Here is a 26,107-nt window from a genome sequence, read left to right on the forward strand (position 1 = left end):
CGTGAGAAGGAGATTCCCTCATGACCGACCGACTGACCTACGACGAACTCGCCGTCCTGATGAAGAAGGGCGCCGGGCTGACCGTCGACCCCCGGGAGATGGAGAACCGCTCCGGCACCGCCTTCGACGAGTTCGGCCTCGACTCCCTGGGCCTGCTCGGCATCGTCGGCGTGCTGGAGAACCGGCACGGACAGCCGCTGCCGGCCGACGCCGACCGGTGCAAGACGCCCCGCGAGTTCCTCGACCTCGTCAACAACAGCCTCATGACAGGAGCCTGACGTGTCCGGACACACCGAGAACGAGATCGTCATCGCCGCCCCCCTGGACCTCGTCTGGGACATGACGAACGACCTCGCGAACTGGCCCGACCTGTTCAGCGAGTACGCCGCCGTCGAGATCATCGAGCGCGACGGCGAACGGACCACCTTCCGCCTGACGATGCACCCCGACGACAACGACAAGGTGTGGAGCTGGGTCTCCGAGCGCACCACCGACCGGCGCGGGCGCAAGGTCCGGGCCCGTCGCGTCGAGCCCGGACCGTTCCAGCACATGGACATCCACTGGGAGTACTCCGAGGTCCCCGGCGGAACCCGCATGCACTGGGCGCAGGACTTCGCGATGCGCCCGGACGCCCCGGTCGACGACGCCTGGATGACGGACAACATCAACCGCAACTCGCGCGTCCAGATGGAGCTCATCCGGGACAAGATCGAGCAGCGCGACCGTGAGCGCCGTTCGGCGTCCGTCACGGCCGGCTGACGTCCCGTCCGCCGACGGTCCGGCCACCCGGCCCCGCGCCGGGTACCGGGCCGGTACCAGAAAGGCACCACCCGATGCACCACGCCCTGATCGTCGCCCGGATGGCACCGGGGTCGGCGCCGGACATCGCCGACCTGTTCGCCGCCTCCGACAGCAGCGAGCTGCCGCACCTGGTCGGCGTCACCCGGCGCAAGCTCTTCCAGTTCGGTGACGTCTACCTGCACATGATCGAGTCCGAGCGGCCGCCCGGCCCGGAGATCGCCAAGGTGACCGAGCACCCGGCGTTCAAGGACATCAGCGACCGGCTCACCGCCTTCGTCAGCCCGTACGACCCGCAGACCTGGCGCGGCCCCAAGGACGCGATGGCCCACGAGTTCTACCGCTGGGAGAGCGACACCTCCGCCTGACGACGGCGAATCGCCCCGGGCCCGGCCGCAAGGCCGGGCCCGGGGCGATTCGCGTGCTGCCCGGGACGTGCTGCCCGGGACGTGCTGCCCGGGACGGCGGAATCAGTCCGGGACCACGCATTCGAAGGCGTGGAGGTAGGGGTTGACCTGCCGGATGTCCCCGATGCGCAGACCGGCCTCGGACAGCCGGTCCACCAGACTCTGCCGGGTGTGCTTGGCACCGCCGACGTTCAGCAGGAGAAGCAGGTCCATGGCGGTGGTGAACCGCATCGACGGCGTGTCGTCGACAAGGTTCTCGATGACGACGACCCGGGCCCCGGGACGCGCCGCCGCGACGACGCTGCGCAACGCCCGGCGGGTGCTGTCGTCGTCCCACTCCAGGATGTTCTTGATGATGTAGAGGTCGGCCGCCACCGGGATGCCCTCACGGCAGTCCCCGGCCACGATGGCCGCCCGGCCGGCCAGCTGACCGCCCTCCCGCAGCCGTTCGTCGGCCCGTGCCACCACACCGGGCAGATCCATCAGGGTGCCGCTCACCGAGGGGTGCTTCTCCAGCAGGCTCGCCAGTACGTGCCCCTGACCGCCGCCGATGTCCGCGACCACGGACACCCCGGTGAGGTCGAGGAGGGCCGCGACGTCCAGCGCGGACTGCACGCTGGACGTGGTCATGGCCCGGTTGAACACCTGGGCCGACTCGTGGGCGTTCTGGTGCAGGTAGTCGAAGAACTCCTTGCCGTGCACGTCCTCGAAGACGTTGCGGCCCGAGCGCACCGCGTCGTCGAGGCGTGGCCAGACGTCCCAGGTCCAGGGCTCGGTGCACCAGAGCGAGATGTAGCGGAGGCTGTTCGGGTCGTCCTCGCGCAGTAGCCGTGACATCTCGGTGTGGGCGAACGCGCCGTCCGCCGTCTCGGTGAAGACGCCGTAGCAGGACAGGGCGCGCAGCAGGCGCTCCATCGGTGCCGGCTCGGTCTTCACCGCTGCGGCCAGTTCGGCCGCGGTGGCCGGCGTCTCGCCGAGCGCGTCGGCGACACCGAGCCGGCACGCGGCACGTACCGCGGCGGCGCAGGCGGCACCGAACACGATCTCGCGCAGCCGCATCGCGGGCTGCGGGGCAGCCGAGGGCGGGTCGGGAGCGGTGGCGGGGGTGGGGGTGGTACTCACGGTGGTCATGCCGTCTCGCTTCTCCTCGTACGGGGGCGCACCGGTCAGCACATTCCGGCCGGTGCGGACGTCGTGCAGACGTTGCCGGTGAAGTCGTTGCCCGTGCCGGTGTCCTCGTTGGCCAGGTCGGCCGGCCGGTTGCCCGTGACCACGTTGCCGGTGATGGTGTTGTCGGTGTTCTTCGCTCCGACGAAGCTCTTGAACAGCACGACGCCGCCCGAGAGCGGTGTGGCACCGACGTTGTCCCGGATCACGTTGGAGCGCACCTGGGTGGTCTCGGTGCCGGTGAGCACGATGCCGGAGCCCTGGAGCGCGGGCAGCCGGTCGGTGGCGGCGCAGAACTTGTTGTTCCCGGTGATCCGGTTGGACCGGATGGTCATGGCGCCGGCCTTCGGCGTTCCCTCGTCGCCGACGACGAACACGCCGGTGCAGTTGGCGGTGAGGGTGTTGTCGTGGACGAGCAGGTTCCGCACGCGGCGTGCGGTGAACCCGATCCGGTTGTCGGTGAGTGTGTTGCCCCGGACGCGGGTGCCCCGGGTGTCGGTCGCGCCGCCTTCCTCGTCGACGCTGTTGGCGACGAAGATGCCCGCGTCGCCGTTGGCGCGGGCGGTGTTGTCACGGATGTCGGAGCGGGTGGAGCGCTGCTGGGCGATGCCCCAGGTGCCGTTGGACCCCGCGGTCACGTCCCGGACCTCCAGCCGGTCCGTCCAGGACGCCCAGACGCCGCTCTTGGCGAATCCGGTGACCGCGAGGGACCGGACGGACACGCCGTCCACGGTGTGCTGGGCCGTGCCCAGGACGCAGACGCCGTTGCCGGCCTTCGCGCACGCGTTGTCCGGCTGCGCGCGGTTGGTGTCCGGCACGATGACCGTACGGTCCCCGGAGCCGCGCAGGGTCAGGTCCGGCGTGCTGATCAGCACGCTCTCGCGGTAGGTGCCGGGCCGCACGACGATGGTGTCACCCGGCCGTGCGGCGTCCACGGCGGCCTGGATCGACTGGCCCGGATACACCACACGGCCGCCGGCCGCAGCGGCCGAGGCCGACGGCACGGCCGCGCCCAGTCCGGCGGCCGAGACGGCTGCGATGCTCACGAGGCATGTGAAGTGTCGTTTCCTCATGAGCCGACGCTATGGGCGATCACCCCCCGATGCCACGCAGGGTGAGCGGTTGGGCACCGGACGTGCCCGAATGGCTTACGCCGTGCGCCGCGGGCCGTGTCCGCGGCGCACGCGGGGCCGCGCACTCGGGTGATACGGGCGCCGGCCCTCCGCGCCCGGCTCAGGCCTCGGCCGGGCCGGCGGGCGCGACGACCGAGCGGGCCCACCGGTAGTCCGCCTTGCCGCTGGGGGAGCGCCGGATCTGCGGGGCGATCACCAGGTGCCGGGGGATCTTGTAGCCGGCCAGCCGGGTCCGGCAGTGTGCCTGGACGTCGTCGAGCGAGGGGACGTCGGCGCCCTCGCGCAGTTGCACCACGGCGGCGACCTGGCTGCCCCAGCGCGCGTCGGGCGCGCCGGCGACCAGCGCGTCGTACACGTCCGGATGGGCCTTGAGCGCCTGCTCGACCTCCTCCGGATACACCTTCTCGCCCCCGGTGTTGATGCACTGCGAACCCCGCCCGAGCACGGTCACGATGCCCTCGGCGTCGACCGTCGCCATGTCCCCGAGCAGCACCCACCGCTCCTCGCCCTTGCGGAAGAACGTCTCGGCCGTCTTGCGCGGGTCGTTGTAGTAGCCGAGCGGTACGTGACCGCGCTGGGCGATCCGCCCCGGCACGCCCGGCGCCGCAAGCTCGAAGGTCGCCGGATCGACCACCGCCGTACGGGAGTTCATCCGCAGCCGGAAGCCGTTCTTCGGCCCGGAGTCGGCCGTCGCGGTGCCGTTGAAACCGGACTCGGACGAGCCGAAGTTGTTCAGCAGCATCACATTGGGCACGAGCGCCTGGAACTCCGCCCGCACCGAGTCGGACATCACGGCGCCCGAGCTGGAGACGGAGAACATCGACGAGCAGTCGGTGCCCTTCAGCGGTCCCTTCAGGGCGTCGATGAGCGGCCGCAGCATCGCGTCGCCGACCAGCGACACGCTGGTGACCTTCTCCCGCTCGATCGTGCGAAGGACCTCGTGCGGCACGAACTTGCGGTGCAGCACGACCCGCTGCCCGAAGTTGAAGCCGATGAACGCCGTGAGCGTCGAGGTGCCGTGCATCAGCGGGGGAGTGGGGAAGAAGGTGATGCCCTCCCCGCCCGCCGCGACCCGCTCGGCCAGCTCCTGCGGGGTCTTCACCGCCTCACCGGTCGGCGCGCCGCCGCCGAGGCCGGAGAAGAAGAGATCCTCCTGGCGCCACATCACTCCCTTGGGCATGCCCGTGGTGCCGCCCGTGTAGATGATGAACTGGTCGTCGGGCGAGCGGGGGGCGAAGCCGCGCCCCGGAGCTCCCTCGGCCTCGGCCGCCGCGAACGCGACGGCGTCCGGACCCGGTACCCCCTGCTCGGGCGTCCCCACCCGGACGAGATGGCGGAGCTCGGGCGCCTGCGGCGCGGCCGCCGCGACGCGCTCGTCGAACTCGGCGTCGAAGACGAGCGCCGCCAGGTCCGCGTCCCGGTAGAGGTAGACCAGTTCCTCCTCCACGTAGCGGTAGTTGACGTTGACCGGGACGATGCGGGCCTTCAGGCAGGCCAGGACCGTCTGGAGGTACTCGACGCCGTTGTACAGGTGCAGGCCCAGGTGCTCGCCGGGGGTGATGCCGGCCCCGATCAGATGATGGGCGACACGGTTCGCCGCCGCGTCGAGCTCCGCGTAGGTGAGCCGGCGCTCGGCGCCCGTCCCCGGGTGGTCGAGGTAGACGAGCGCCTCGCGTTCCGGGACAGCGTCGACGACCGATTCGAACAGGTCGGCAAGGTTGTACTCCACCGTTCCTCCTGACCCCGGTTGCTGAGTGGCCCGGCGGTCATTAGAGCGCCGACCGGCACAAGTGGGAAGGGGGCCCGGCGAAGAAAACTGACTGACTGTCAGAAAACTATTGAACTGCCTCCCCGACTACTGCAACCTGTTCTAGCCTTACGACGGGAGACAGACCATGGGCGGTACGGAACACCTCACCGTGCAGCGCGAAGGCGCCACACTGGTGCTCACCTTGAACAGGCCGGAAGCCAAGAACGCGCTCTCGCTGCCGATGCTGGTCGGCCTGTACGACGGCTGGCTGGCCGCCGACGCGGACGACGGGATCCGCTCCGTCGTCCTCACCGGCTCCGGCGGCTGCTTCTGCGCCGGCATGGACCTCAAGGCCCTCGCGGGCGGTTCCATGGGCGGCGAGCAGTACCGGGACCGGATGAAGGCCGACCCCGACCTGCACTGGAAGGCCATGCTGCGTCACCACCGCCCCCGCAAACCGGTCATCGCCGCGGTCGAGGGCCACTGCGTGGCGGGCGGCACCGAAATCCTCCAGGGCACCGACATCCGCATCGCGGGGGAGAGCGCCACCTTCGGCCTCTTCGAGGTCAGACGCGGACTCTTCCCCATCGGCGGCTCCACCGTCCGGCTGCCCCGCCAGATCGCCCGGACCCACGCACTCGAGATGCTGCTCACCGGCCGCCCGTACGACGCCGGCGAGGCGGCGGCGATCGGACTGATCGGCCGGGTCGTCCCCGACGGCACCGCGCTGGAAGCGGCCCTCGCGGTCGCCGAACAGATCAACGCCTGCGGCCCGCTCGCCGTCGAAGAGGTCAAGGCATCGGTGTACGAGAGCGCCGAGATGACCGAGACCGACGGCCTCGCCGCCGAACTCAAGCGCGGCTGGCCGGTCTTCGCCACCGCCGACGCCAAGGAGGGCGCCCGCGCCTTCGCCGAGAAGCGCCCGCCGGTCTACCGACGCGCCTGACCCATAGGAGCACCCGTGCCCGACATCCTCAGCGCACCGCTGGTGGTCGAATTCCCCTTCACCCGCTCCCTCGGCCCGGTCCAGAGCGCGTTCCTCACCGGACTGCGCGAACGCACCGTGCTGGGTGTGCGGACCGGCGACGGAAAGGTCCTGGTCCCGCCCGTCGAGTACGATCCCGTCACCGCGGAGGAGATCCACGACCTGGTCGAGGTCGCCGCCACCGGCACCGTCACCACCTGGGCCTGGAACCCGCACCCCCGCCGCGACCAGCCCCTGGACACCCCCTTCGCCTGGGTGCTCGTCCGCCTCGACGGAGCCGACACCGCACTCCTGCACGTCCTGGACGCACCCGGCCCCCAGGCCGTCCGCACCGGCATGCGCGTCCGCGTCCGCTGGGCCGGGGACCGCACCGGAGCCATCACGGACATCGCCTGCTTCGAACCGTACGACAGCGACCCCGGCGAAAGCTCCCCGCACGACGGTGAGTTCGACGAGCCCGTCACCGGGATCGTCACCCCCGCCCGCCTCGACTACACCTACTCCCCGGGCCGCGCCCAGAGCGCCTACCTGGAAGCCCTGGCGGACCGGCGGGTCGTCGGCGAGCGCTGCCCGTCCTGCCGCAAGGTGTACGTACCACCGCGCGGCGCCTGCCCCACCTGCGGCGTCGCCACCGACGAACGGGTCGAGGTCGGACCCCGCGGCACGGTCACCACCTACTGCGTCGTCAACATCAAGGCCAAGAACCTCGACATCGAGGTCCCCTACGTCTACGCGCACATCGCCCTGGACGGCGCCGACCTCGCCCTGCACGCACGGATCGGCGGCATTCCGTACGACCAGGTGCGGATGGGCCTGCGCGTCGAACCCGTCTGGACCGAGGGAAGCCGCCATCCCGACCACTACCGGCCGACCGGTGAACCGGACGCCGACTACGACGCGTACAAGGAGCTGGTCTAGATGCGGGACGTAGCGATCGTCGCCTTCGCGCAGACCGACCATCTGCGCCGCACCGACGAACTCTCCGAAGTCGAGATGCTGATGCCCGTCCTGCACCAGGTCCTGGACGCGACCGGCCTGCGGACCAGCGGCATCGACTTCACCTGCTCCGGCTCCAGCGACTACCTCGCCGGCCGCGCCTTCTCCTTCACCATGGCGCTCGACGGCGTCGGCGCGCACCCGCCGATCTCCGAGTCCCACGTCGAGATGGACGGGGCCTGGGCCCTGTACGAGGCCTGGGTGAAGATCCAGACCGGCGAGGCGGACACGGCACTCGTCTACGCCTACGGGAAGTCCTCGCCCGGCCAGGTGCGCGACGTGCTCACCCGCCAGCTCGACCCCTACTACACCGCCCCGCTCTGGCCCGACTCCGTCGCACTCGCCGCCCTCCAGGCCCAGGCACTCATCGACGCGGGCGACACCGACGAAAGCGCGCTCACGGCCATCGCCACCCGCAGCCGCGCGGCCGCGTCGGACAACCCGTACGCCCAGCTCAGCGGCGACGTGCCGGCCGGCGACTACCTCGTGCGGCCGCTGCGCACCGGCGACTGCCCGCCCATCGGTGACGGCGCCGCCGCCGTGATCCTCGCCGCCGGCGACACCGCGCGGGCGCTGTGCGAGCGGCCCGCCTGGATCCGAGGCATCGACCACCGCATCGAGGCCCACGGCCTCGGAGTGCGCGAGCTGACCGAGTCACCGTCGACCCGGCTCGCCGCCGAACGCGCCGGGGTCTTCGAACGGCCCGTCGACACCGCTGAGCTGCACGCCCCGTTCAGCTCCCAGGAAGTGGTGCTGCGAAAGGCGCTCGGCCTCGGTGACGAGGTCAGCGTCAACCCGTCCGGCGGCGCGCTCGCCGCCAACCCGGTGATGGCCGCCGGGCTGATCCGCCTCGGTGAGGCCGCCGCCCGCATCCATCGCGGGGAGTCCGACCGGGCGCTCGCCCACGCCACGTCCGGCCCCTGCCTCCAGCAGAACCTGGTCGCCGTCCTCGAAGGGGAGAGCACCCATGCCTAAGGAGCCCGTGGCCGTCGTCGGCGTCGGCCAGACCAAGCACGTCGCCGCCCGCCACGACGTCTCGCTCGCCGGACTCGTCCGCGAGGCCGCCGTCGCCGCCCTGAAGGACGCCGAACTGACCTGGGCGGACATCGACGCCGTGGTCATCGGCAAGGCGCCCGACTTCTTCGAGGGCGTGATGATGCCGGAGCTCTACCTGGCCGACGCCCTCGGCGCGGTCGGCAAGCCCATGCTCCGGGTCCACACCGCGGGCTCGGTCGGCGGCTCGACGGCGCTCGTCGCCACCAACCTCGTCGCCGCCCGGGTGCACCGCACCGTCCTCACCCTGGCCTTCGAGAAGCAGTCCGAGTCCAACGCGATGTGGGGCCTCTCGCTGCCCATCCCGTTCCAGCAGCCCCTGCTGGCCGGCGCGGGCGGATTCTTCGCCCCGCACGTGCGGGCCTACATGCGCCGCACCGGCGCGCCCGACACCGTCGGCTCGCTCGTCGCCTACAAGGACCGGCGCAACGCCCTGAAGAACCCGTACGCGCACATCCACGACCCGGGCATCACCCTGGAGAAGGTCCAGTCGGCGCCGATGCTCTGGGACCCGATCCGCTACTCGGAGACCTGCCCGTCCTCCGACGGGGCCTGCGCGATGATCCTCACCGACCGGGCGGGCGCGGAGCGGTCGCCGCGCCCGCCCGCCTGGGTGCACGGGGGCGCGATGCGCAGCGAACCGACCCTCTTCGCCGGCAAGGACTTCGTCTCGCCGCAGGCCGGCAAGGACTGCGCCGCCGACGTCTACCGGCAGGCCGGGATCAGCGACCCGCGCCGGGAGATCGACGCCGTCGAGATGTACGTCCCGTTCTCCTGGTACGAGCCGATGTGGCTGGAGAACCTCGGCTTCGCGGACGAGGGAGAGGGCTGGAAGCTCACCGAGGCCGGCGTCACCGAACTCGACGGCGACCTGCCGGTGAACCCCTCGGGCGGGGTGCTCTCCACCAATCCCATCGGCGCCTCCGGCATGATCCGCTTCGCCGAGGCGGCCCTCCAGGTACGCGGCGGCGCGGGGGAGCACCAGGTGGACGGCGCCCGCCGGGCACTCGGGCACGCCTACGGGGGCGGGGCGCAGTTCTTCTCCATGTGGCTGGTCGGAGCCGAACCTCCCACGCGCTGACCCCACGCCGTCCCGGGCGGGCCACCGAGTCCCGCGGCCCGTCCGGCAGGCGGCCGGCTCACGGCCACAGCAGCTCGCGCACCCAGCCGCCCTGCTGGAAACGGTAGTTGAGCCGGGTGTGCTTGCGCTGCGGGTCCCCCTGCCAGAACTCCACGCTCTGCGGCCGCACGGTATGCAGCGTCCAGTCCGGTGGTACGAGATCCGGCTCCCGCTCCAGCCGCTCCAGCGACCGGCGGACCGCCGCGTCGCGCTCGGCGGGATCACTCAGCGGGCCGCTCTGCCGGCCGATGAGCGTCTCCGCCCTCGCCGCCGCCCCACGGGCCCGGAAATCGGCGGCGCTCAGCTCGGCGCTCTCCGCTGTCACCGGGCCGCGAACCCTGACCTGCCGGGCCAGCGGCGACCAGTAGAACGTGAGCGCGGCAAAGGGCCGGACGGCCAGATCACGCCCCTTGACGCCGCCCGAGTCCGAGGCGAACTGCCAGCCCTGTGCCGTGACGTCCTTGAGGATGAGGGTGCGGGCCGTCGGATTTCCGTCCGCGCCCGCCGTGGAGAGGGTCATCGCATGCGGCTCCCGCACCCCGGTCTCCATCGCGTGCAGCAGCCACTGGGTGAACAGCTCGGCCGGGTCCTCCGGCGCCGTCCGAGGATCGAACACGGGCAACTCGCCCTCGAACACCTCGATGTCGCGCAGCAGCTTCCGCAGTCCGGTCATGCCGTCCTCCTCTGTGGCGCCGCGGTGACCGCACCAGCGCGACGGCCTACGGCTAATGGTTTAGCGTGACGCTACCATTAGCGACATGCCTGACAGCAGCATGCCCGACAGCCGTACGTCCGCCGGCCGCACGCCCGGCAGCCCGACGGCCGGAACCCGGCTCGCGCTCGACCTGACCCTCACGATCCGGCACGACGGGCGGGGCGGGGTCGCGGACGACCTCGACAGCCCGGCCGGCCTGACCCGGTGGGTCCGCGAACGGCCGGACCTGCTCGCCCGGGTCCGGGCCCCCGCCGGCTGGACGGCGAACGGCGCGGACCTCGCCGCCGTACGATCCCTCCGCGATGCCGCACGGGCGCTCTTCGCGCGTGCTGTGCGCCCCGGTGACCCGAGCCCCGCCGACGCGGCACGGCTGATCCCCGTCGAGACGGCGATCGGCCTGCTGAACGGGGCCGCCGCAGCCGTACCCGCCGTGCCGCGCCTGGAGTGGCCGCGGGACGGGGGGCCCGTCGCCCACGACCATCCGGCCGGGGGTTCGGCCGCGGACGCGCTTCCCGCCGCCCTCGCCCGCGCCGTCATCGGCTTCCTGGCCGGGCCCGGCCGGGCGGAGCTGCGTGCCTGCCACGCCCCCCGCTGCGTGCGCTACTTCGTCAAGGAGCACCCGCGCCAGGAGTGGTGCAAGCCGTCCTGCGGCAACCGCGCCCGTGTCGCACGCCATCACGAGCGGCACCGCACACCGTAGGTAGCCTGGCGGTGTGACCGCCGAGAGCGACCTCCGTACCCTGCTGAGCGACCTGCGCCCCGAGCTCCACCCCGGCCGCTACGTCTTCGCGAGCGTGCCCGACGGCGTGGTGCCCGCCGGCGCCTCTCCCGTCGTCACAGTCAGTGAGGCCGAGGGGCTCACGCTGGTGCTGCCGGAGCCCGAGGCCGTGGCCGCCGGTCTTGACCACTCCTACCCGGCGGGCTGGATCACGCTCCGCGTGCACTCGGCGCTGGAAGCCGTCGGACTCACCGCGGCCGTCTCGCTCGCCCTCACCGACGCGGGGATCAGCTGCAACGTGGTGGCCGGATTCCATCACGACCACCTCTTCGTGCCGTACGGCCGGGCGGCCGGGGCCGTCGCCGTACTGGAGAGGCTGGCGGCGGAGTCGGAGGTGGGGTGACGGGATGCCGGGCGGGTACCCCTGCGGCATAGGCCGGCGAGTGCCCCTGCGGCATGCGCCCGGGCCCTGCGGGGACCGGGCTCCGCGAGGTGAGCCCGGCCACGTAACATGTCCGCATGTCCTTCCTCCGCCGCCGTAGCGCCGCCACACCCGCGGGCCCCGACTTCGACGTCCTGGCCATGGACCCCGGGGACTGGCCCGGAAACCTCGGCGCCGGCCTGCTGCCCGCCCCCGACGGGAGCTGTCAGGGCGTCTTCCTCCGTTACGACCTGTTCGGCGGCCGCGGCCCAGCGATGATCATCGGCAACCTCCCGGAGGGCTCGCCCGCCCGCGAGACCGAGGAGGGCCAGGTCCCCTTCGAGGTGGCCCAGCTGCTGCTCGCGCTGGAGAACGACGAGCCGGTCGAGGTCACCGGGACCGAGGACATGCCTGTCATGCAGGGTGACAACCTGCTGATCGTCCGCCGCGTCAAGCTCTCCGAGAGCCGGATCGCCTGCGTCCAGTTCGACCGCAGCGACGGCGTGCTCGTCACGATCGCCAGCTGGGACCGTCCGATCACCGATGACCTCTACACGCTCCTGAAGCCGCTGCCCGCGGAACTCTTCCAGCAGGGCTGAGCCGCACCCACGCCGGGCCGTCGCAGGGCCCGCGCCGTCCGGTCCGGCGGCGGCACTTCCGTCCGAACGCGTTCGCCTCTGCTCAGGAGGCGACTTTGTCACGCGTCTTGTTTTATTAGTCGTCGGACCTCTACCGTCATTCGGCATGACATCCGGGATGACGCGACGCACCACGATGAAGACAGCGATCGGCGCAACTGGAGCTCTGACGCTGGGAGTTCCAGGATTATCCGGTACGGCCGCTGTCGCCGGTACCTCCGATGAATCGGTGAAGGCGGGAGCCAAGAGGGAGCTGCCCAACCCGGTGCTCCACTACCTCGCACCGGCCGCCGACTGGGAGCGTGAATCCCTGCCCATCGGGGGCGGCGCCCTCGGTGCGAGCGTCCACGGCACGCTCGCCACCGAACGTCTCACCTTCAACGAGAAGACCCTGTGGTCGGGCGGGCCGGGCTCGGCCGACGGCTACGACTTCGGGAACTGGACCGCCCCCAGACCCGACGCCCTCGACGACGTCCGCCGGCGCCTCGACTCCGACGGCGCCCTCGGCCCCGACGCGGTCGTCGCGGAGCTCGGCCAGTCCCGTCGGGGCTACGGCGCCTACCAGGTCTTCGGGGACCTGCTGATCGACGTGCCGGGCGCCCCGGCCGCCCCCGACGCCTCCTACCGCCGCGCCCTCGATCTGCGTACCGCACTCGCGACGGTCGGCTACACCCGGGACGGGGCCGCCCACAGCAGGGAGTACTTCGTCTCGCACCCGGGCGGGGTAATCGGCGGACGGTTCACGGCGGACCGGCCGGGACAGGTGACCCTCACGCTGCGCTACACCTCACCGCGCGCCGACTGCACCGCGGCCGCCGCCGGCGACCGGCTCACCGTACGAGGCGCGCTCAAGGACAACGGACTCCGCTTCGAGGCCCAGCTCCGGGTCCGTACCCAGGGCGGCACCGTCACCGCCGGCGCCGACGGCAGCCTCACCGTCACCGGCGCCGACAGCGCCTGGTTCTTCCTCGCCGCCGGCACCGACTACGCGGACACCTATCCCGACTACCGGGGCGCGGACCCGCACGACAAGGTCACCGCCGCCGTCGACGCTGCGGCCGGCGCCCCCTACGAGCAGGTCCGCGACACCCACACCGCCGACCACCGCGCCCTCTTCGACCGAGTGGCGCTCGACGTCGGCCAGCAACTGCCCGACCTGCCCACCGACCAGCTGCTCAGCGGGTACACCGGAGGTGACACCCTGGCGGACCGGGCCCTGGAGGTGCTCTTCTTCCAGTACGGGCGCTACCTGCTGATCGCCTCCTCGCGCGAGGGCTCACTGCCCGCCAACCTCCAGGGCGTCTGGAACAACTCCACCACCCCGCCCTGGTCCGCCGACTACCACACCAACATCAACATCCAGATGAACTACTGGCTCGCGGAGGTCACCAACCTCGCCGAGACCACCGCTCCCTACGACCGCTACGTCGAGGCCATGCGCGAGCCCGGCCGGCGGACGGCGAAGGAGATGTTCGGCAGCGCCGGCTGGGTCGTGCACAACGAGACCAACCCCTACGGCTTCACCGGCGTGCACGACTACTCCACCTCGTTCTGGTTCCCCGAGGCCGCCGCCTGGCTCACCCAGCAGATGTACGAGCACTACCGGTTCAACGGCTCCACCGACTACCTCCGCGCCACCGCCTACCCGGCGATGAAGGAGGCCGCGGAGTTCTGGCTTGCCAATCTGCGCACCGACCCCCGTGACGGGCTGCTCGTCGTCACCCCGAGCTACTCGCCCGAGCACGGGGACTTCACCGCCGGTGCCGCGATGTCCCAGCAGATCGTCCACGACCTCCTCACCAGCACCCTGGAGGCCGCCGGCACCCTGGGCGACGACGCGGCCTTCCGGGGCAGGCTGGAAACCGCCCTGGGCCAGCTCGACCCCGGCCTGCGGACCGGTTCCTGGGGCCAGCTCCAGGAGTGGAAGACCGACCGGGACGACCCGGCCGACGACCACCGCCACGTCTCCCACCTCTTCGGCCTCCACCCCGGACGGCAGATCGAGGCCGGGAGCCGGTGGGCCGAGGCGGCCAAGGTCTCCCTCGGCGCCCGAGGTGACGGCGGCACCGGCTGGTCCAAGGCCTGGAAGATCAACTTCTGGGCGCGGCTGCGGGACGGCGACCACGCGCACAAGATGCTCTCGGAGCAGCTGAAGAGCTCCACCCTGCCCAACCTCTGGGACACCCACCCGCCCTTCCAGATCGACGGGAACTTCGGCGCCGCGTCCGGCGTCGCGGAGATGCTGCTGCAGAGCCAGCACGACACCGTCGAGATCCTCCCCGCGCTCCCGGCATCCTGGCCGCAGGGATCGGTGCGCGGCCTGCGCGCCCGGGGCGGATTCACCGTCGACATCGAATGGTCCTCGGGCACGGCCCGCCGCGTGGTCGTCACGGCGAGCCGTACCCGCGACGTCACCGTCGCCGGCACCCTGTTCCCGAGCGGCTCGAAGACCTTCCGGGCGCTCGCGGGACAGAGCTACACACTGACCCCCGAGAGCTGACCGAACAGCGAGGAGATCCGGGCGGAGGAAGTGCCTGGCCCCGTGGGACCGCTCAGGTGCCACGGGGCCGCCGTGCCCCGCCGCAGATCCTCCTCGCGGTAGCGCCGGCAGCCCCGGTGCCAGATCAGGATCCCCGCGATCCAGTGCTTCAGCTCCAGCACATAGCCCGCCAGGATCTCGCGCGCCTCGTCATCCAGCCCGAAGTCGTCGTACAAAACCGGCAGTTCGTGCTCGGCGACGTGCAGGAACTGCCGCAGCCGCGACTTCATCAGGTCGTACACGAGCCGCATCCCGGTCGGATAGTCCACCCCGAAGAAGTTCTGCACCACCAGGACGCCGTTGTGCACCTCGCCCTCGTACTCGATCTCCTTCTGGTACGAGAACAGGTCGTTGAGCAGCGCGGCGTAGTCCGCCGCCGCGTTCTCCAGGGAACGCAGCGGGCCGGTGTCGTAGATCTCCGGCGGAACCTTCCTGCCGTGCCCCAGCCTGCACAGACTCATCGTCAGATCCGAACCGAAGGTCATGCGCCGCATCTCGACGTAGTCCACCGGGTCGGGGATCCGGTTCTGCGCCTGGTTCGCGAGCTCCCACACCCAGCTCGCCGTCATGTCCTCGACGCAGGTACGGAAGGCCCGCCGGCCGCTCTCGTCCATCGGCGCCGCCGTGCGTTCCCACAGGTCTCCCAGCCCGCGCTCCAGCGCGTTGACCGGCTCGGGCGCGGGCGTCCCGTCCAGCGGCATGAACATGGACAGCCGCGCGTTGGCCACCTTCGCCCCCGCCAGGTCACGGGCGCGCCCGTGGACCACCGGGAACCAGTCGTCACCGTACGTTCCCCAGGCCAGCCACTGGGAGGACAGGTCGAGTTCGTCAGGGGTGGCGTCGGGGTGGATGCCCGCAGCGCACAGCGGCAGATCGATCGCCAGCAGCCGTTCCTCGTCCCAGATGTGCGAGCCGGGCACCCCCGGCTGCGACTCCAGGATGCCCATTCGCGAGGACCAGTCGACGAGCCGCAGCCGGGCCCCGCCCAGATGCGGACTGAGCGTCGTGCCGAACGGCAGGTCGAAATCGGGCAGCAGGGACGGGCCGACATGCTGGTAGGGCAGATACGTGTGACTGCGCAGCCTGGCCGACTCCGACCGGGGAGTGAACCGGATCGAGGCGGCCGCCATCCCGAAGCCCGGAGTCGCCTGCGCGGCCCCTCCGCCGTTCATGTAGCGACTGGAGCGCATGTGCCACTCGTGTCCGCCGGACTGCCAGTCCTGGAGGCCCTTGACGTACGCCAGGACCGCCGCGGTCTGCGCCGGATCGAGCGCCCGCTCGGAGCAGAGCGGACCGAGTTCGGTGAGGGCGGTGTTCTCGAACTGCTGGAGCCGCGACGTCAGCAGATCGTTCACCGACTCGGCGGCCTCCTGGGTCGAGCAGCCCAGGAAGTGCTCAAGGACCAGCACACCGTTGCTGTTCTCGCCCTCGTCCTCGACCTCGCGCTGGTACGAGAAGAGGTCGTTGCGCAGGTGGACGGCGTCGGAGAAGGCGTCGCGCAGCACCCGCAGCGCCCGTTCACCGGCCACCGCGTCGGGCACCTCGGCGCCGGCCGCGTACTCCACCAGCCCCGCCGACCACGGCGCTCCGCCCACCTTGCGGCGCATCTCGATGTACTCGACGGGGTTCGCGATGCGGCCCTCGTTGATGTTCGCGAGTTCCCACAGCGACTCGTTGAGCAGGTTCCTCGTCGACTCGGCGAACCGCGCCCGCCAGCCGTCGGACATCGTCGGCACGGTCCGCGCCCACAGATCGGCCAGCCCCGCCTCCACCGGGTTCTCCGGCTCGGGCGTCGGCGCACCGCGCTCCATCGGCATGAAGGCGGGCAGCCGGTCCAGATACCGTTTGCCGCCCGCCCGGTCCGGGGTGCGTTTGAACAGCTCCAGGAAGTGGTCGTCGAAGAAGAAGACCCACACGTACCAGTCGGTCACCAGCGACAACGCCTCGGCCGAGCAGTCGGGGTGGGTGTACGCGCACAGCAGCGCGTAGTCGTGGGAATCGAGGTCCTTCTCCTCCCAGATGCCCGACCCCTCCAGCATTCCTATGGCGCGTGCCCACCCCTTGGTGTGCTGTCGGGCCTCCTCGACGTGAGGATTGAGCCGCGCCGGATACGGAACGTAGAAGTCCGGCAGGGTGAAGGGCTGAGCCATGTGCGTACGGCCTTTCGATGAGCCTCCGCGTGAGTGTCACGCGGTTCGTCGTGTCCGCGCGAGCACTACCCCTCGGCCGTTCGGGGCACGCACCAGCTCGATTAGTCACATAAATTGTGGCGTCGCCAGAAACCCGTGTCTCATCGCCCTTCGCAGGTCAGCACCCCTGCCAGTGGTCTGGTCCACTGGTTCGATTCGTTGCCCCCGCAACGCTCTTGACGTCCTCTCACCTCAGGTCACAGAGTGTGCGCGCACGACGCAAAGCCCGGAAAGCGCACAGCTCCAAGAAGGGTCGTCATGACGTCCAAGCAGAGGACCGGACTCGCGGTCGCGTTCACCACCGTTGGCGCGCTGAGTCTCGCGCTGCTCAGTCCCACGGCGCAGGCCGGTGCGGACGGGGTGCGGCCCGAATGCCCGCGCGGCCTCGAATGCGACTGGGTCCCGGCCGCCTACCAGCAGACCGGCGACCCGGCCGACAAGGAGACGTACGGCAACTACGACACCGCGGACCGGCCGCACAGCAACAAGATCAAGTTCATCGTCCTCCACGACACCGAGGAGGACTTCGACACCACCCTGGACATCTTCCAGAACCCGCTGAAGCAGACCTCCGCCCACTACGTGGTGCGTTCCGGCGACGGCCACGTCACCCAGATGGTCAAGGACAAGGACGTCGCCTGGCAGGCCGGGAACTGGTACCTCAACTCCAACTCCATCGGCATCGAGCAGGAGGGCGTCGCCGTGGACGGCGCCAAGTGGTACACCCCCGAGATGTACCGCTCGACCGCCGCACTGGTGCGCTACCTCGCCGCCAAGTACGACATCCCGCTCGACCGCCAGCACATCATCGGCCACGACGGGGTGCCGCCCACCAGCGCCGCCGGCACCGCCGGCATGCACTGGGACCCGGGCACCTACTGGGACTGGAACCGCTTCATGGCCCTGCTCGGCAGGCCCACCGTGCCGACCGCCCGCAAGAACAGCGAACTCGTCACCGTCAGCCCGCGGTTCAAGGACAACAAGCAGGCGTTCCGCGACTGCGAGAAGAAGGTCGACCTGCCCGTCCAGGGCTCCAGCGCCGTCCCGCTCCACACGGAGCCCGCCACCGACGCACCGCTCTTCTCCGACCCGGGCCTGCACACGGACGGCTCGCCCGGCACCAACTGCGCCGCCGACTGGGGCAGCAAGATCAGCGCGACCCAGCAGGCCGTCGTCGCGGGCCACGCGCCCGGCTGGACGGCGATCTGGTGGTACGGCCGGAAGGCCTGGTTCGAGACACCGGCCGGCGCCCGCACCACCACCCCCAGCGCGGGCTACGTCGTGCGGCCGAAGGCGGGCCGGGCCGAGGTGCCGGTGTACGGCGTGGCCTACCCGGAGAAGTCCGAGTACCCCGAGGGCTTCGCGGACCAGCGGGTCGGTACGCCGCTCCAGTACACGATCAAGGCGGGCCAGTCCTACCCCGGCGGCGGCGAGGCCCCCACCGGCTTCTACTACGCCCCGACGATCGATGCCTCGCTCCCGCTGGACCACTCCTTCTTCCGGGGCAAGGAGAAGTACGTGACCGTCCAGATCGGGCACCGCATCGCCTTCGTGAAGGCCGCCGACGTGGACATCGTCCGCGCGCACTGAGAGCGCGTCCACTGAGCGCGCCCGTCCGGCGGCGGGCGCGACACAGCGTGCTGCGGGTCCGGTGTGTCGGCACCGGACCCGCAGCACGCGTCCCCCGGGAGGGTCAGCGAGTGCCGACCGCGGCTCGTACGGCCCGCCTTGCGAGCGCGCAGTCGTCATGCAGCCTGCGCAGCAACAGGCGCTGCTCCTCACCCGAGGAGAGGGCGCCCGGCCGGTCCTGGCCGGCCCGGGGGGCCGCGGTGTCCCGCATGGCCCGCTGCACGGCCGTCTCGTAGGTGCGGATCTCCCGCGTCAGTACGAGCATCAGGTTGACGAGGAAGGCGTCCCGCGCCGCCGGGCCCGCGACCTGGGCGAGCTGGCTGATCTGACGCCGGGCCACCGGTGCGTCGCCCAGCACCGTCCACAGCGTCGCCAGGTCGTACCCCGGCAGATACCAGCCGGCGTGCTCCCAGTCGACCAGCACCGGACCGGTGGGCGACAGCAGGATGTTGGAGAGCAGCGCGTCACCGTGACAGAACTGCCCCATCCCCTGACGGCCGCCCGCGTGGGCCAGACCGTGGAGGAGCTTCTGCAGATCGCCCAGGTCGCGATCGGTGAACAGCCCCAGCTCGTGGTAGCGCGAGATGCGCGCCGCGTAGTCCAGCGGGGCCTCGAAGAGACCGGGCGGCGGCCGCCAGGCGTTGACCCGGCTGACCGCTCCGAGCACCGCCCGCAGGTCGGCCCGCGGTGGTGCCTCCGACGGATGCCTCGTCAGTGCCGCCACCCGGCCGGGCATCCGTTCGATGACCAGGGTGCAGTTCTCCGGGTCCGCCGCGATGAGCCGGGGAACCCGTACCGGCGGGCGGTGCCGGACGAACGCCCGGTATGCCGCTATTTCGTGGCGGAACCGCTCCGACCACGCCGGGGAGTGGTCAAGTAAGCACTTGGCCACCGCGGTCGCCCGTCCGGTGGAACCGACGAGCAGGACCGAACGGCCGCTGCGCCGCAGCACCTGCACCGGGTTGAACTCCGGGCAGATCCGGTGCACCGAGGCGATCGCCATCCTCAGCTGCGCGCCCTGCGGGCCGGACAGGTCCAGTCTTCCGCTGAGCGATTGGGCGCCCGGCCCTGCCATGCGCCGGGCCCGACCCATGCCGGGCGCCGGAACAGCGGCGCGGGGGTCGAGATACGGTCCGCCGCCCGACCCGAGAGGACGGAGCGGCCGGGGCGGGGCGGACACGGAGGACGATGCTGTGTACATGGGCGAGACAGATCCCTTCGTGCGCCGACAAGTTGCGTGCGCCGCCCCGGCCGGCGGCCGTTCGGCACCCTGGGGAGTACCTAGGGCTGCCGGGCGGGGTGGCGCTTTCCTACCTGACACCGGCGCGAGGGTGGCAGACCATCTGGCGGACCCTGGCGGACCCTGGCGAATAGTCGCAGGGCATCTGACAGGGGGTTACTGTCAACACAGCCGAGAACCTGGGGGCTTGACGTGACCGGAGAACCCAACACCCGTCTGTCGGACCTGTTCGGCCTTGCCGGCTGGTCCAAGGGCGAACTCGCGAGAATGGTGAACAGGCAGGCGGCGGCCATGGGCCACCCCCAGCTCGCCACCGACACCTCGCGGGTGAGACGCTGGATCGACATGGGGGAGTCCCCCCGCGATCCCGTTCCCAAAGTGCTGGCAGCCCTGTTCACCGAGCGGCTCGGTCGTGTCGTGACCATCGAGGACCTCGGGTTCGGCCGACGCGGGCGTGTGGGGAAACGGCGAGATACCGGGACGGAAAACAATCCCGACCAACTCCCCTGGGCGCCCGAGCGGACGGCAGCGGTCCTCACCGAATTCACGGGAATGGACCTCATGCTCAACCGACGCGGCTTGGTGAGCGCGGGCGCCGCGCTCGCCGCCGGCTCCACCATCGCCGGCCCCATGCACGACTGGCTGCACACCGACCCCGTACTGGCGGCCGACGCGCCACGCACCGACGATCCCGTGCACGCGGACCCGGCCGGCTTCGACCGGTACGAGGCCGCGCCCATCGGTTCGCAGGAGATCGAGGCGCTGGAGCGGTCCGTGGAGGTGTTCCGCGCCTGGGACGCCTCCCGGGGCGGCGGTCTCCAGCGCAAGGCCGTGGTGGGCCAGCTCAACGAGGTGGGCGGCATGCTGGCCTACCGCCATCCCGACCATCTGCAGCGCCGCCTCTGGGGCGTCGCTGCCAACCTCGCCGTACTCGCGGGGTGGATGTCGCACGACATCGGCCTCGAACCGACGGCACAGAAGTACTTCGTCATCGCGGCGCACGCGGCGCGCGAGGGCGGCGACCGCCCGCGCGCGGGCGAGGCCCTGTCCAGGGCGGCCCGCCAGATGGTCCACCTGGGCCGCCCGGACGACGCGCTCGACCTCATGAAGCTCGCCAAGTCCGGCTCGGGCGACATGGTCCTGCCACGCACCCAGGCCATGCTGCACACCATCGAGGCCTGGGCACAGGCCTCCTTGGGCCGGGGCCAGGCCATGCGGCGCACGCTGGGCCTGGCCGAGGAGCTCTTCATCTCGGACAAGGGCGATGTCCCACCGCCCAGCTGGATGCAGATGTTCGACGAGGCGGATCTGCACGGTATGCAGGCACTCGCGTTCCGCACCCTGGCCGAGCACGAGCCCGCGGCGGCCGTCATCGCCCAGCGGCACGCGAAGCAGGCACTCGAACTGCGGGTCAACGGGCGCCAGCGGTCCAAGATCTTCGACTACATCTCGCTCGCCTCGGCGTGCTTCATCGCCGACGATCCGGAGCAGGCCGACCGCTATGCCCGGCTCGCCCTGGTGACGATGGGGGAGACCTCCTCGCACCGCACCTGGGACCGGCTGCGCGAGATGTACCGGCTCACCGGCCAGTTCGCGGGCTACGCGAAGATCGAGGACCTGCGCGAGGAGATCGAGCGGTCCCTGCCGCAGAGGTCCCTCATCAAGCAGCGGACCAGGAGCTCCGAGATCTGACCCCGGGCGCGGGCGTAGCTCGGTGCGCCCTTGCCACCGCGCGCGGTGTGCCGGTGCCTACGCGCCGATGCGGGCGATCAGCACACACGCGTCATCCAGCCGAGGGCTGCCGCCGAACTCCTCGGCGACGGTGCGTACACAGTCCTGGGCCGTACGGGCCCCGGCGAAACGCGGCGCGAGTTCGAGCAGTGTCTCGGTGCCCGGGCGGAGGCCGCCGCGCCCGTCATCGGTCCGGGCCAGGCCGTCGGTGTGGAGCACCAGCACATCGCCGGGCAGCAGGTGCGCCTCGTCCTGCTCGTAGGCGACGCCCGAGGCCGCGCCGAGCAGGACGCCGTCGGGCTGGGGCAGCGGGCGCCCGGTTCCGTCGCGGAACAGCAGCGGCGCGGGGTGCCCGGCCTGCGCCCAGTCCAGGGTGCGGGTCCCGGGGTCGAACCGGCAGCACACCGCGCTGCCGAGGGCGGGCTGGACCGACGTCTCCAGCAGCTGGTTCAGATGACCCATCAGGGCCCCGGGGGCGATGCCGGCCATCGCCATGCCGCGCAGCGCGCCGAGGATCATCGTCATGGCCGAGGTGGCCTGGATGCCGTGACCGGTCAGATCGCCGACGGTGAGCAGCGTCCTGCCGTCCGGCAGTTCCATGGCGTCGTACCAGCCGCCGCCGATCAGGTCGCTGGACCCGGAGGGGAGGTAGTGGGCCGCGATGTCCAGCACCCCGGGCCCCTGGTCCGGAAGACGCAGTGAACCCCGCCACGGCGGGAGCACGGCCTGCTGCAGTTCGACCGCGATCCGGTGCTCCGTGCGGTCGATGTGCTGCTGGCGGCGGAGCGAGTCCTGGGTGCGACGCACCGTCTGCTGGCTGCGCCGCAACTCGCTCACGTCGCGCAGGACCGCCCACATGGATGCGGTGCAGCCGTCGGCGTCGAGGACGGGCTCGCCCATCATGTGCAGGGTGCGGGTCCCGCCGTCGGGGCGGTTGATCCGGAACTCCCCGTCTATCGGCTTCCCGTCGACCAGGCAGTCCGTCACCAGAGCGGTGAGCGCCGGCTGGTCCTCGGGGAAGAGCGCGGTGGGGAGATCGTCCAGGGAGAGCGGCCCGGCCTGCGCGGTCCGGCCGAAGATCTGGAGCAGCTCGTCGGACCAGCTGACCTCGTCCGTCAGCAGATTCCACTCGGCGCTGCCCACCCGGCCGATCAGCGATCCCGGCCGCTCCTCACTGAGGGGTACCTGCCCCGTTCCCAGCGACAGCTCGGCCGCGAGCTGCTCCGCGGCCTCGGGCGGCAGTCCCTCCTTGAGCTGTCCCAGGTGCGCCCCGAGATCGTCCAGGTGATGGACCGCCAGATCACAGAGCGCGCGCTGCCAGCGCATCTGCGGATCGTCCTCGTCGACCGCCACGGCATCGCGCCGCACCGCGTCCACATCGCCGCGCAGCCGACGCGTCCGGCTGATCAACGCGTCGACGGCATCGCGCTCGGGCGGCTGGGGGGCGGGGCGGTCCGCGGACAGGTGGGACGGCATGACGTACTCCGATACAGGCGCGGTACAACCAGGTCTGAGGGTGGACCGAATACGACTGTCGCACAGCCGGCTGGGGCCCGTAAGCGGTTTGGCAACACTCGATGCGTTCTTGCTTCTGGCATATGTCAGCGGCTGAACGGCGCGGTTGCCTTTCGAACAGCCTTTCTTTTCAAGGCCGTTGAGGCAAGTGGTCCGGGGTGCCCAGGCCTTCGGCGCGCCTGTTCGTGCCGGCTCCGCACAGGGGCGGGCGCGCCACGCCGGGGCATATGCGGGCCGGAGGCTCCGCTGGGTGGCGAGGCCTCCGGCCGGGTGCGGCCGCTCGCCTCAGCAGACGGCGATGCGGCCGTACGAACCCACCTTCCACGTCCACTTGAGGGTCTCGCCGGGGAACGTGGTCCAGCACTGCTTGTCGGGGCCGTTGTCGATGACCAGCTTGATGTGCATGTTCCGGCCGCAGTTGTTCGTCGTCCAGGCCGTCTTGTCCTGCTTGACGACCTCGCGCGCCACGCACGCGGGCGCGGTGCCGCCGGCGGCTGCCGCCGGGCCCGCCGCCGTCAGCGTGCAGGCGGTGATCATCGCGGCGGCCGCGGCGGCGGAAAGGGTGTTCTTCAGGTGCATGGTCTCGTTCCTCGGGCGGTCGTTCGCTGTGCCGGGCACTGCGGTCAACGATCGTGACGCCCTGGCGTGACGGCTCGCGGAGGAGTGCCGGAGCCGCGGCTGCCGGCTTCGGGGTCCGGGCCGGACCGGGCGGGAATGCGACCGGGCGACGCGGCGTTGGACGGGCAGAACGAAAACGAATCCCGTTACCGTCTTGGTGCGGATTCGGTTCGCGAGCACGGAGGTAACCATGGCCCGAAGTGAATCCCGTCCCGTCGTCACGCTCCGCTCGACCGCGGGTACGGGGCAGAGCTATGTGACGCGCAAGAGCCGTCGCAACAACCCCGACCGGCTGGTCCTGCGCAAGTACGACCCCGCCGCCGGGCAGCACGTCCTCTTCCGTGAGGAGCGCTGAGCGCGGAGCGGTGCGCCGTGCCCGCGTTCCCGCGTCCGTGCTCTGGATCACAGTCCGGAGTGCGGATTCCCGGGAACGCGAGGCGATGGTTTATCGTTCACCTATGTGTGATGGCGCGCTGAGCGCACACACCAAGAACCGCCCCGGCTGGATTCCCCCGATCCGGCCGGGGCTTCCCCTTTTTCCGGTGCCCGGCACTCCCGTCCCGGCTCACCGCCGACGCGGTGCGGCCTCGACGAGCAGCGCCGCCGCCGCGAGCGCGGCCGCCGCCACGGCCCCGGCCTCCGGCCGCTCTCGCACGGCCAGCGCGGCTGCCCCCGCGCCCGCCACCACGGCCGCGAGCCGGCCGACCACCCAGCCGTCGCCCCGCTGCCACGAACCCACGGCCAGCCGGCCGACAAGCGAGGTCAGCGTGCCGGTGAAGTAGTTCGTCGGCGTGGCACGCAGCCGTCCCTGGATCCCCATCGCGAGCCCCATGAGAGCCAGCAGCCCCAGCCGGTCCGCGCCCGACGTGATCAGACCCAGCCCCCACAGCACCGCACCCGCGGCGAGCAGCACCACCTCGGCCGTCAGCATGACCGGCAGCCGCCGCCACACCCGCTCGCCCGCCACCGCACCCCAGGCCACCCCGCAGCCGTACGAGAGGAGCGCGGTGACGACACGCAGCGCCACCCCTTCCTCGCCCGCCCCGGCGGCCGACGCGCCCAGCAGGACCAGGTTGCCCGTCATCACCCCGGCGAATACCTGGCCCACGCAGATGAAGACGAACGCGTCCGCCGCCCCGGACGCCGCCGACAGGAGCAGCAGGGCCGCATGACCGTGAGGCTCGTCCACGGTGTCACGGCCGGCCGGGGCGGAGGGGGCGTCGGTAGTCGGCATGGCCGCATTTTCGCTGCCGCCGGGCCCGGCGGGGTGCGTTGTCCCCGATGCGGCGTGCCGTGCCGCCGTCTCTACGCGGGCGCGCGCCCGCGTAGAGACGGCGGCGTTCACTCCAGGCCACGCGCCTGTTTGAACCGGGCCAGTGCGTCGGGCAGCTCCACCACCGGATCCGGATACTCCAGCCGGGCGCGCTCCGCCCCGCGCAGCTTCCACGGCTGGTGCACGGCAGGCCCGGCAAGGGAAGCCAGCTCCGGCACCCACCGCCGGACGTAGTCGCCGTCCGGGTCGTAGCGCTTGGCCTGGAGCACCGGATTGAGCACCCGGTTGGGGCGGCTGTCCGTTCCGGTGCCGGCCATCCACTGCCAGTTCAGCTGGTTGTTGGCGACGTCTCCGTCCACCAGCAGATCCAGGAAGTGCCGGGCGCCGACGCGCCAGTCCACGTACAGGGTCTTGGTCAGGAAGCCCGCCGCGAGCAGCCGTCCTCGGTTGTGCATCCAGCCCTCGTGGCGCAGCTGGCGCATGGCGGCGTCGACCACCGGGTAGCCGGTGCGCCCCTGGCGCCAGGCCTCGGTCTCCTCTGCGGCAGCACCCCCGGACCGCCAGTGGTCGTGCCGGGTGCGGTAGTCCAGCCGGGCCGCCGCGGGCCTGGCGGCCAGGACCTGGTGATGGAACTCGCGCCAGCACAGCTGCCGCACGAACGCGTCGGCCCCGGCGCCACCTGCCGTACGGGCCCGGTGGATCAGCTCGGCCGGCGAGAGGGTGCCGAAGTGCAGATGCGGGGAGAGCCGGGACGTGGCGTCGCCCGGCAGGTCGTCGTGGCGGTCCTCGTACGACGCGAGCCCGTGGCGCCGCCAGGCCGTGAACCGCTTGCGGGCCTCCTGTTCACCGCCCTCGGCGAGCCCCGCCGAGACGCCCGGCACATGGGCGCGGACCGGCACGTCCTCGGACCCCGGACCGTCCGGCACCCGGACCGCTCGCGGCGCGCCGAACGGATCACGCACGCGCTCCCCGGACCAGCGCCTGAAGTACGGGGTGAACACCGCGAAGTGGTCCGAACCTGCGGGGGTCACGGCACCCGGCGCGACCGCGGTGACCACGCCGTCGTGGACGTGCAGCCGGGCTCCGCCGGACTCCAGGGCCGCCCGCAGCCGCTCCTCGCGGCCATGGGCGTAGCCGCTGACCCCGGCGGCCACGTGGACGTCGCCCGCACCGCTCTCGGAGACGATCCGGCACACCTCGGTGACCACGTCGCCCGAGCGGATCACCAGCCGGCCGCCCCGTTCGCGCAGCCCCTCGTCGAGATCCCGCAGGCAGTCGGCGAGGAAGGCGCGGCGGTTCGGGGCGCCGAACCCCGCCGCCTCGATCCCCGTGTCGCGGACGAACAGGGGCACGATCTCGTCCGACGACGCGAGCGCGGCATGCAACGGCGGATGGTCGTGCAGACGGAGATCGGCGGTGAAGAGGACGACCGCTACGGTCATGGCGCAACTCCTGGTCGGGGATGTGGATAT

General features: G+C 71.5%; 24 protein-coding genes. 14 read left to right on the top strand and 10 right to left on the bottom strand.

Annotated features, from left to right (window positions below):
• The first annotated feature begins 20 nt into the window (after positions 1–20).
• The 3 genes from ACGFU6_RS02430 (at position 21) to ACGFU6_RS02440 (ending at position 1,166) form a co-directional block, all read left to right on the top strand.
• Positions 21–278, top strand: a complete 258-nt coding sequence (locus tag ACGFU6_RS02430) for a phosphopantetheine-binding protein (RefSeq protein ID WP_393607635.1) — start codon at positions 21–23, stop codon at positions 276–278.
• A gap of 1 nt (position 279) precedes the next feature.
• Positions 280–759: an SRPBCC family protein gene (locus ACGFU6_RS02435; protein WP_123529093.1), complete on the top strand. Its 480-nt coding sequence runs from the start codon at positions 280–282 to the stop codon at positions 757–759.
• A 74-nt stretch (positions 760–833) separates the two neighbouring features.
• The gene (locus ACGFU6_RS02440) at positions 834–1,166 is read left to right on the top strand and encodes a TcmI family type II polyketide cyclase (RefSeq protein ID WP_393607636.1); all 333 of its coding nucleotides are present in this window, start codon (positions 834–836) and stop codon (positions 1,164–1,166) included.
• A 102-nt stretch (positions 1,167–1,268) separates the two neighbouring features.
• Here the strand turns inward: ACGFU6_RS02440 and ACGFU6_RS02445 are convergent, their stop codons facing one another.
• From ACGFU6_RS02445 to ACGFU6_RS02455, 3 genes are all read right to left on the bottom strand, one after another.
• On the bottom strand, positions 1,269–2,336 hold the full coding sequence (locus tag ACGFU6_RS02445; RefSeq protein WP_393607637.1) for a methyltransferase: 1,068 nt from the start codon (positions 2,334–2,336) through the stop codon (positions 1,269–1,271).
• A 35-nt stretch (positions 2,337–2,371) separates the two neighbouring features.
• Positions 2,372–3,445, bottom strand: coding sequence for a nitrous oxide reductase family maturation protein NosD (locus ACGFU6_RS02450; protein ID WP_393607638.1), 1,074 nt, complete (start codon positions 3,443–3,445; stop codon positions 2,372–2,374).
• A 160-nt stretch (positions 3,446–3,605) separates the two neighbouring features.
• The gene (locus ACGFU6_RS02455; protein WP_393607639.1) at positions 3,606–5,234 is read right to left on the bottom strand and encodes an acyl-CoA synthetase; all 1,629 of its coding nucleotides are present in this window, start codon (positions 5,232–5,234) and stop codon (positions 3,606–3,608) included.
• A gap of 166 nt (positions 5,235–5,400) precedes the next feature.
• Here ACGFU6_RS02455 and ACGFU6_RS02460 point away from each other — a divergent pair, with 166 nt between their 5' ends.
• The 4 genes from ACGFU6_RS02460 to ACGFU6_RS02475 are packed head-to-tail and all read left to right on the top strand — an operon-like array spanning position 5,401 to position 9,370.
• Positions 5,401–6,201, top strand: coding sequence for a crotonase/enoyl-CoA hydratase family protein (locus tag ACGFU6_RS02460; RefSeq protein WP_393607640.1), 801 nt, complete (start codon positions 5,401–5,403; stop codon positions 6,199–6,201).
• A 15-nt stretch (positions 6,202–6,216) separates the two neighbouring features.
• A complete protein-coding gene (locus tag ACGFU6_RS02465) occupies positions 6,217–7,158 on the top strand; it encodes a Zn-ribbon domain-containing OB-fold protein (protein WP_393607641.1) in 942 nt (313 codons plus the stop codon).
• A complete protein-coding gene (locus ACGFU6_RS02470) occupies positions 7,159–8,211 on the top strand; it encodes a thiolase domain-containing protein (RefSeq protein ID WP_393607642.1) in 1,053 nt (350 codons plus the stop codon).
• The gene (locus ACGFU6_RS02475; RefSeq protein ID WP_393607643.1) at positions 8,204–9,370 is read left to right on the top strand and encodes a thiolase domain-containing protein; all 1,167 of its coding nucleotides are present in this window, start codon (positions 8,204–8,206) and stop codon (positions 9,368–9,370) included. The genes ACGFU6_RS02470 and ACGFU6_RS02475 overlap by 8 nt, the downstream gene beginning before the upstream one ends.
• A gap of 58 nt (positions 9,371–9,428) precedes the next feature.
• On the opposite strand, the gene ACGFU6_RS02480 is transcribed toward ACGFU6_RS02475, so the two are convergent.
• The gene (locus ACGFU6_RS02480; RefSeq protein ID WP_393607644.1) at positions 9,429–10,082 is read right to left on the bottom strand and encodes a pyridoxal 5'-phosphate synthase; all 654 of its coding nucleotides are present in this window, start codon (positions 10,080–10,082) and stop codon (positions 9,429–9,431) included.
• A gap of 100 nt (positions 10,083–10,182) precedes the next feature.
• On the opposite strand from ACGFU6_RS02480, the gene ACGFU6_RS02485 reads away from it, so the two are divergent.
• The 4 genes from ACGFU6_RS02485 (at position 10,183) to ACGFU6_RS02500 (ending at position 14,401) form a co-directional block, all read left to right on the top strand.
• Entirely contained in the window at positions 10,183–10,824 is a 642-nt protein-coding gene (locus ACGFU6_RS02485) for a CGNR zinc finger domain-containing protein (protein WP_393607802.1), read from the top strand.
• 13 nt (positions 10,825–10,837) lie between these two features.
• The gene (locus ACGFU6_RS02490; RefSeq protein ID WP_393607645.1) at positions 10,838–11,245 is read left to right on the top strand and encodes an ACT domain-containing protein; all 408 of its coding nucleotides are present in this window, start codon (positions 10,838–10,840) and stop codon (positions 11,243–11,245) included.
• Positions 11,246–11,361: 116 nt separating this feature from the next.
• Positions 11,362–11,862 (top strand): hypothetical protein, encoded by a 501-nt coding sequence (locus ACGFU6_RS02495; RefSeq protein ID WP_073738907.1) that lies wholly within the window; start codon positions 11,362–11,364, stop codon positions 11,860–11,862.
• Positions 11,863–12,166: 304 nt separating this feature from the next.
• Positions 12,167–14,401, top strand: a complete 2,235-nt coding sequence (locus ACGFU6_RS02500; RefSeq protein ID WP_393607803.1) for a glycoside hydrolase N-terminal domain-containing protein — start codon at positions 12,167–12,169, stop codon at positions 14,399–14,401.
• On the opposite strand, the gene ACGFU6_RS02505 is transcribed toward ACGFU6_RS02500, so the two are convergent.
• Positions 14,377–16,590, bottom strand: a complete 2,214-nt coding sequence (locus tag ACGFU6_RS02505; protein WP_393607646.1) for a germacradienol/geosmin synthase — start codon at positions 16,588–16,590, stop codon at positions 14,377–14,379. The genes ACGFU6_RS02500 and ACGFU6_RS02505 overlap by 25 nt on opposite strands.
• 297 nt (positions 16,591–16,887) lie before the next feature.
• Between ACGFU6_RS02505 and ACGFU6_RS02510 the strand changes: the two genes are divergently transcribed.
• Positions 16,888–18,219 (top strand): N-acetylmuramoyl-L-alanine amidase, encoded by a 1,332-nt coding sequence (locus ACGFU6_RS02510; protein WP_393607647.1) that lies wholly within the window; start codon positions 16,888–16,890, stop codon positions 18,217–18,219.
• Positions 18,220–18,322: 103 nt separating this feature from the next.
• On the opposite strand, the gene ACGFU6_RS02515 is transcribed toward ACGFU6_RS02510, so the two are convergent.
• Positions 18,323–19,459 carry an aminoglycoside phosphotransferase family protein gene (locus ACGFU6_RS02515; protein WP_393607648.1) on the bottom strand — a complete coding sequence of 379 codons (1,137 nt, stop codon included), beginning with the start codon at positions 19,457–19,459 and terminating at the stop codon, positions 18,323–18,325.
• A 231-nt stretch (positions 19,460–19,690) separates the two neighbouring features.
• On the opposite strand from ACGFU6_RS02515, the gene ACGFU6_RS02520 reads away from it, so the two are divergent.
• A complete protein-coding gene (locus ACGFU6_RS02520; RefSeq protein ID WP_393607649.1) occupies positions 19,691–21,190 on the top strand; it encodes a hypothetical protein in 1,500 nt (499 codons plus the stop codon).
• A 57-nt stretch (positions 21,191–21,247) separates the two neighbouring features.
• Here the strand turns inward: ACGFU6_RS02520 and ACGFU6_RS02525 are convergent, their stop codons facing one another.
• Positions 21,248–22,705, bottom strand: coding sequence for a PP2C family protein-serine/threonine phosphatase (locus ACGFU6_RS02525; RefSeq protein WP_393607650.1), 1,458 nt, complete (start codon positions 22,703–22,705; stop codon positions 21,248–21,250).
• A 324-nt stretch (positions 22,706–23,029) separates the two neighbouring features.
• On the bottom strand, positions 23,030–23,323 hold the full coding sequence (locus tag ACGFU6_RS02530; RefSeq protein ID WP_393607651.1) for a hypothetical protein: 294 nt from the start codon (positions 23,321–23,323) through the stop codon (positions 23,030–23,032).
• A 229-nt stretch (positions 23,324–23,552) separates the two neighbouring features.
• On the opposite strand from ACGFU6_RS02530, the gene rpmG reads away from it, so the two are divergent.
• Complete coding sequence (gene rpmG / locus ACGFU6_RS02535; protein ID WP_393607652.1) at positions 23,553–23,717, top strand: 50S ribosomal protein L33; 165 nt, start codon at positions 23,553–23,555, stop codon at positions 23,715–23,717.
• A gap of 210 nt (positions 23,718–23,927) precedes the next feature.
• Here the strand turns inward: rpmG and ACGFU6_RS02540 are convergent, their stop codons facing one another.
• Both ACGFU6_RS02540 and ACGFU6_RS02545 read right to left on the bottom strand, forming a co-directional pair.
• Positions 23,928–24,596 carry a YoaK family protein gene (locus tag ACGFU6_RS02540; RefSeq protein ID WP_393607653.1) on the bottom strand — a complete coding sequence of 223 codons (669 nt, stop codon included), beginning with the start codon at positions 24,594–24,596 and terminating at the stop codon, positions 23,928–23,930.
• A gap of 107 nt (positions 24,597–24,703) precedes the next feature.
• Positions 24,704–26,077, bottom strand: coding sequence for a cryptochrome/photolyase family protein (locus tag ACGFU6_RS02545; protein ID WP_393607654.1), 1,374 nt, complete (start codon positions 26,075–26,077; stop codon positions 24,704–24,706).
• Positions 26,078–26,107: the final 30 nt, after the last annotated feature.

The sequence above is a fragment of the Streptomyces sp. NPDC048462 genome (assembly GCF_043200175.1).
In the GTDB taxonomy this organism is placed as follows: Bacteria; Actinomycetota; Actinomycetes; order Streptomycetales; family Streptomycetaceae; genus Streptomyces.

Bases quoted from the DNA above. Each gene is read 5' to 3' on its own strand.
- ACGFU6_RS02530 (WP_393607651.1), bottom strand. From the start codon at position 23,323: ATGCACCTGAAGAACACCCTTTCCGCCGCCGCGGCCGCCGCGATGATC.
- ACGFU6_RS02510 (WP_393607647.1), top strand. From the start codon at position 16,888: ATGACGTCCAAGCAGAGGACCGGACTCGCGGTCGCGTTCACCACCGTT.
- ACGFU6_RS02495 (WP_073738907.1), top strand. From the start codon at position 11,362: ATGTCCTTCCTCCGCCGCCGTAGCGCCGCCACACCCGCGGGCCCCGAC.
- ACGFU6_RS02505 (WP_393607646.1), bottom strand. From the start codon at position 16,590: ATGGCTCAGCCCTTCACCCTGCCGGACTTCTACGTTCCGTATCCGGCG.
- ACGFU6_RS02515 (WP_393607648.1), bottom strand. From the start codon at position 19,459: ATGTACACAGCATCGTCCTCCGTGTCCGCCCCGCCCCGGCCGCTCCGT.
- ACGFU6_RS02480 (WP_393607644.1), bottom strand. From the start codon at position 10,082: ATGACCGGACTGCGGAAGCTGCTGCGCGACATCGAGGTGTTCGAGGGC.
- ACGFU6_RS02545 (WP_393607654.1), bottom strand. From the start codon at position 26,077: ATGACCGTAGCGGTCGTCCTCTTCACCGCCGATCTCCGTCTGCACGAC.
- rpmG (WP_393607652.1), top strand. From the start codon at position 23,553: ATGGCCCGAAGTGAATCCCGTCCCGTCGTCACGCTCCGCTCGACCGCG.
- ACGFU6_RS02475 (WP_393607643.1), top strand. From the start codon at position 8,204: ATGCCTAAGGAGCCCGTGGCCGTCGTCGGCGTCGGCCAGACCAAGCAC.
- ACGFU6_RS02540 (WP_393607653.1), bottom strand. From the start codon at position 24,596: ATGCCGACTACCGACGCCCCCTCCGCCCCGGCCGGCCGTGACACCGTG.
- ACGFU6_RS02445 (WP_393607637.1), bottom strand. From the start codon at position 2,336: ATGACCACCGTGAGTACCACCCCCACCCCCGCCACCGCTCCCGACCCG.
- ACGFU6_RS02460 (WP_393607640.1), top strand. From the start codon at position 5,401: ATGGGCGGTACGGAACACCTCACCGTGCAGCGCGAAGGCGCCACACTG.
- ACGFU6_RS02430 (WP_393607635.1), top strand. From the start codon at position 21: ATGACCGACCGACTGACCTACGACGAACTCGCCGTCCTGATGAAGAAG.
- ACGFU6_RS02470 (WP_393607642.1), top strand. From the start codon at position 7,159: ATGCGGGACGTAGCGATCGTCGCCTTCGCGCAGACCGACCATCTGCGC.
- ACGFU6_RS02525 (WP_393607650.1), bottom strand. From the start codon at position 22,705: ATGCCGTCCCACCTGTCCGCGGACCGCCCCGCCCCCCAGCCGCCCGAG.
- ACGFU6_RS02450 (WP_393607638.1), bottom strand. From the start codon at position 3,445: ATGAGGAAACGACACTTCACATGCCTCGTGAGCATCGCAGCCGTCTCG.
- ACGFU6_RS02485 (WP_393607802.1), top strand. From the start codon at position 10,183: ATGCCCGACAGCCGTACGTCCGCCGGCCGCACGCCCGGCAGCCCGACG.
- ACGFU6_RS02440 (WP_393607636.1), top strand. From the start codon at position 834: ATGCACCACGCCCTGATCGTCGCCCGGATGGCACCGGGGTCGGCGCCG.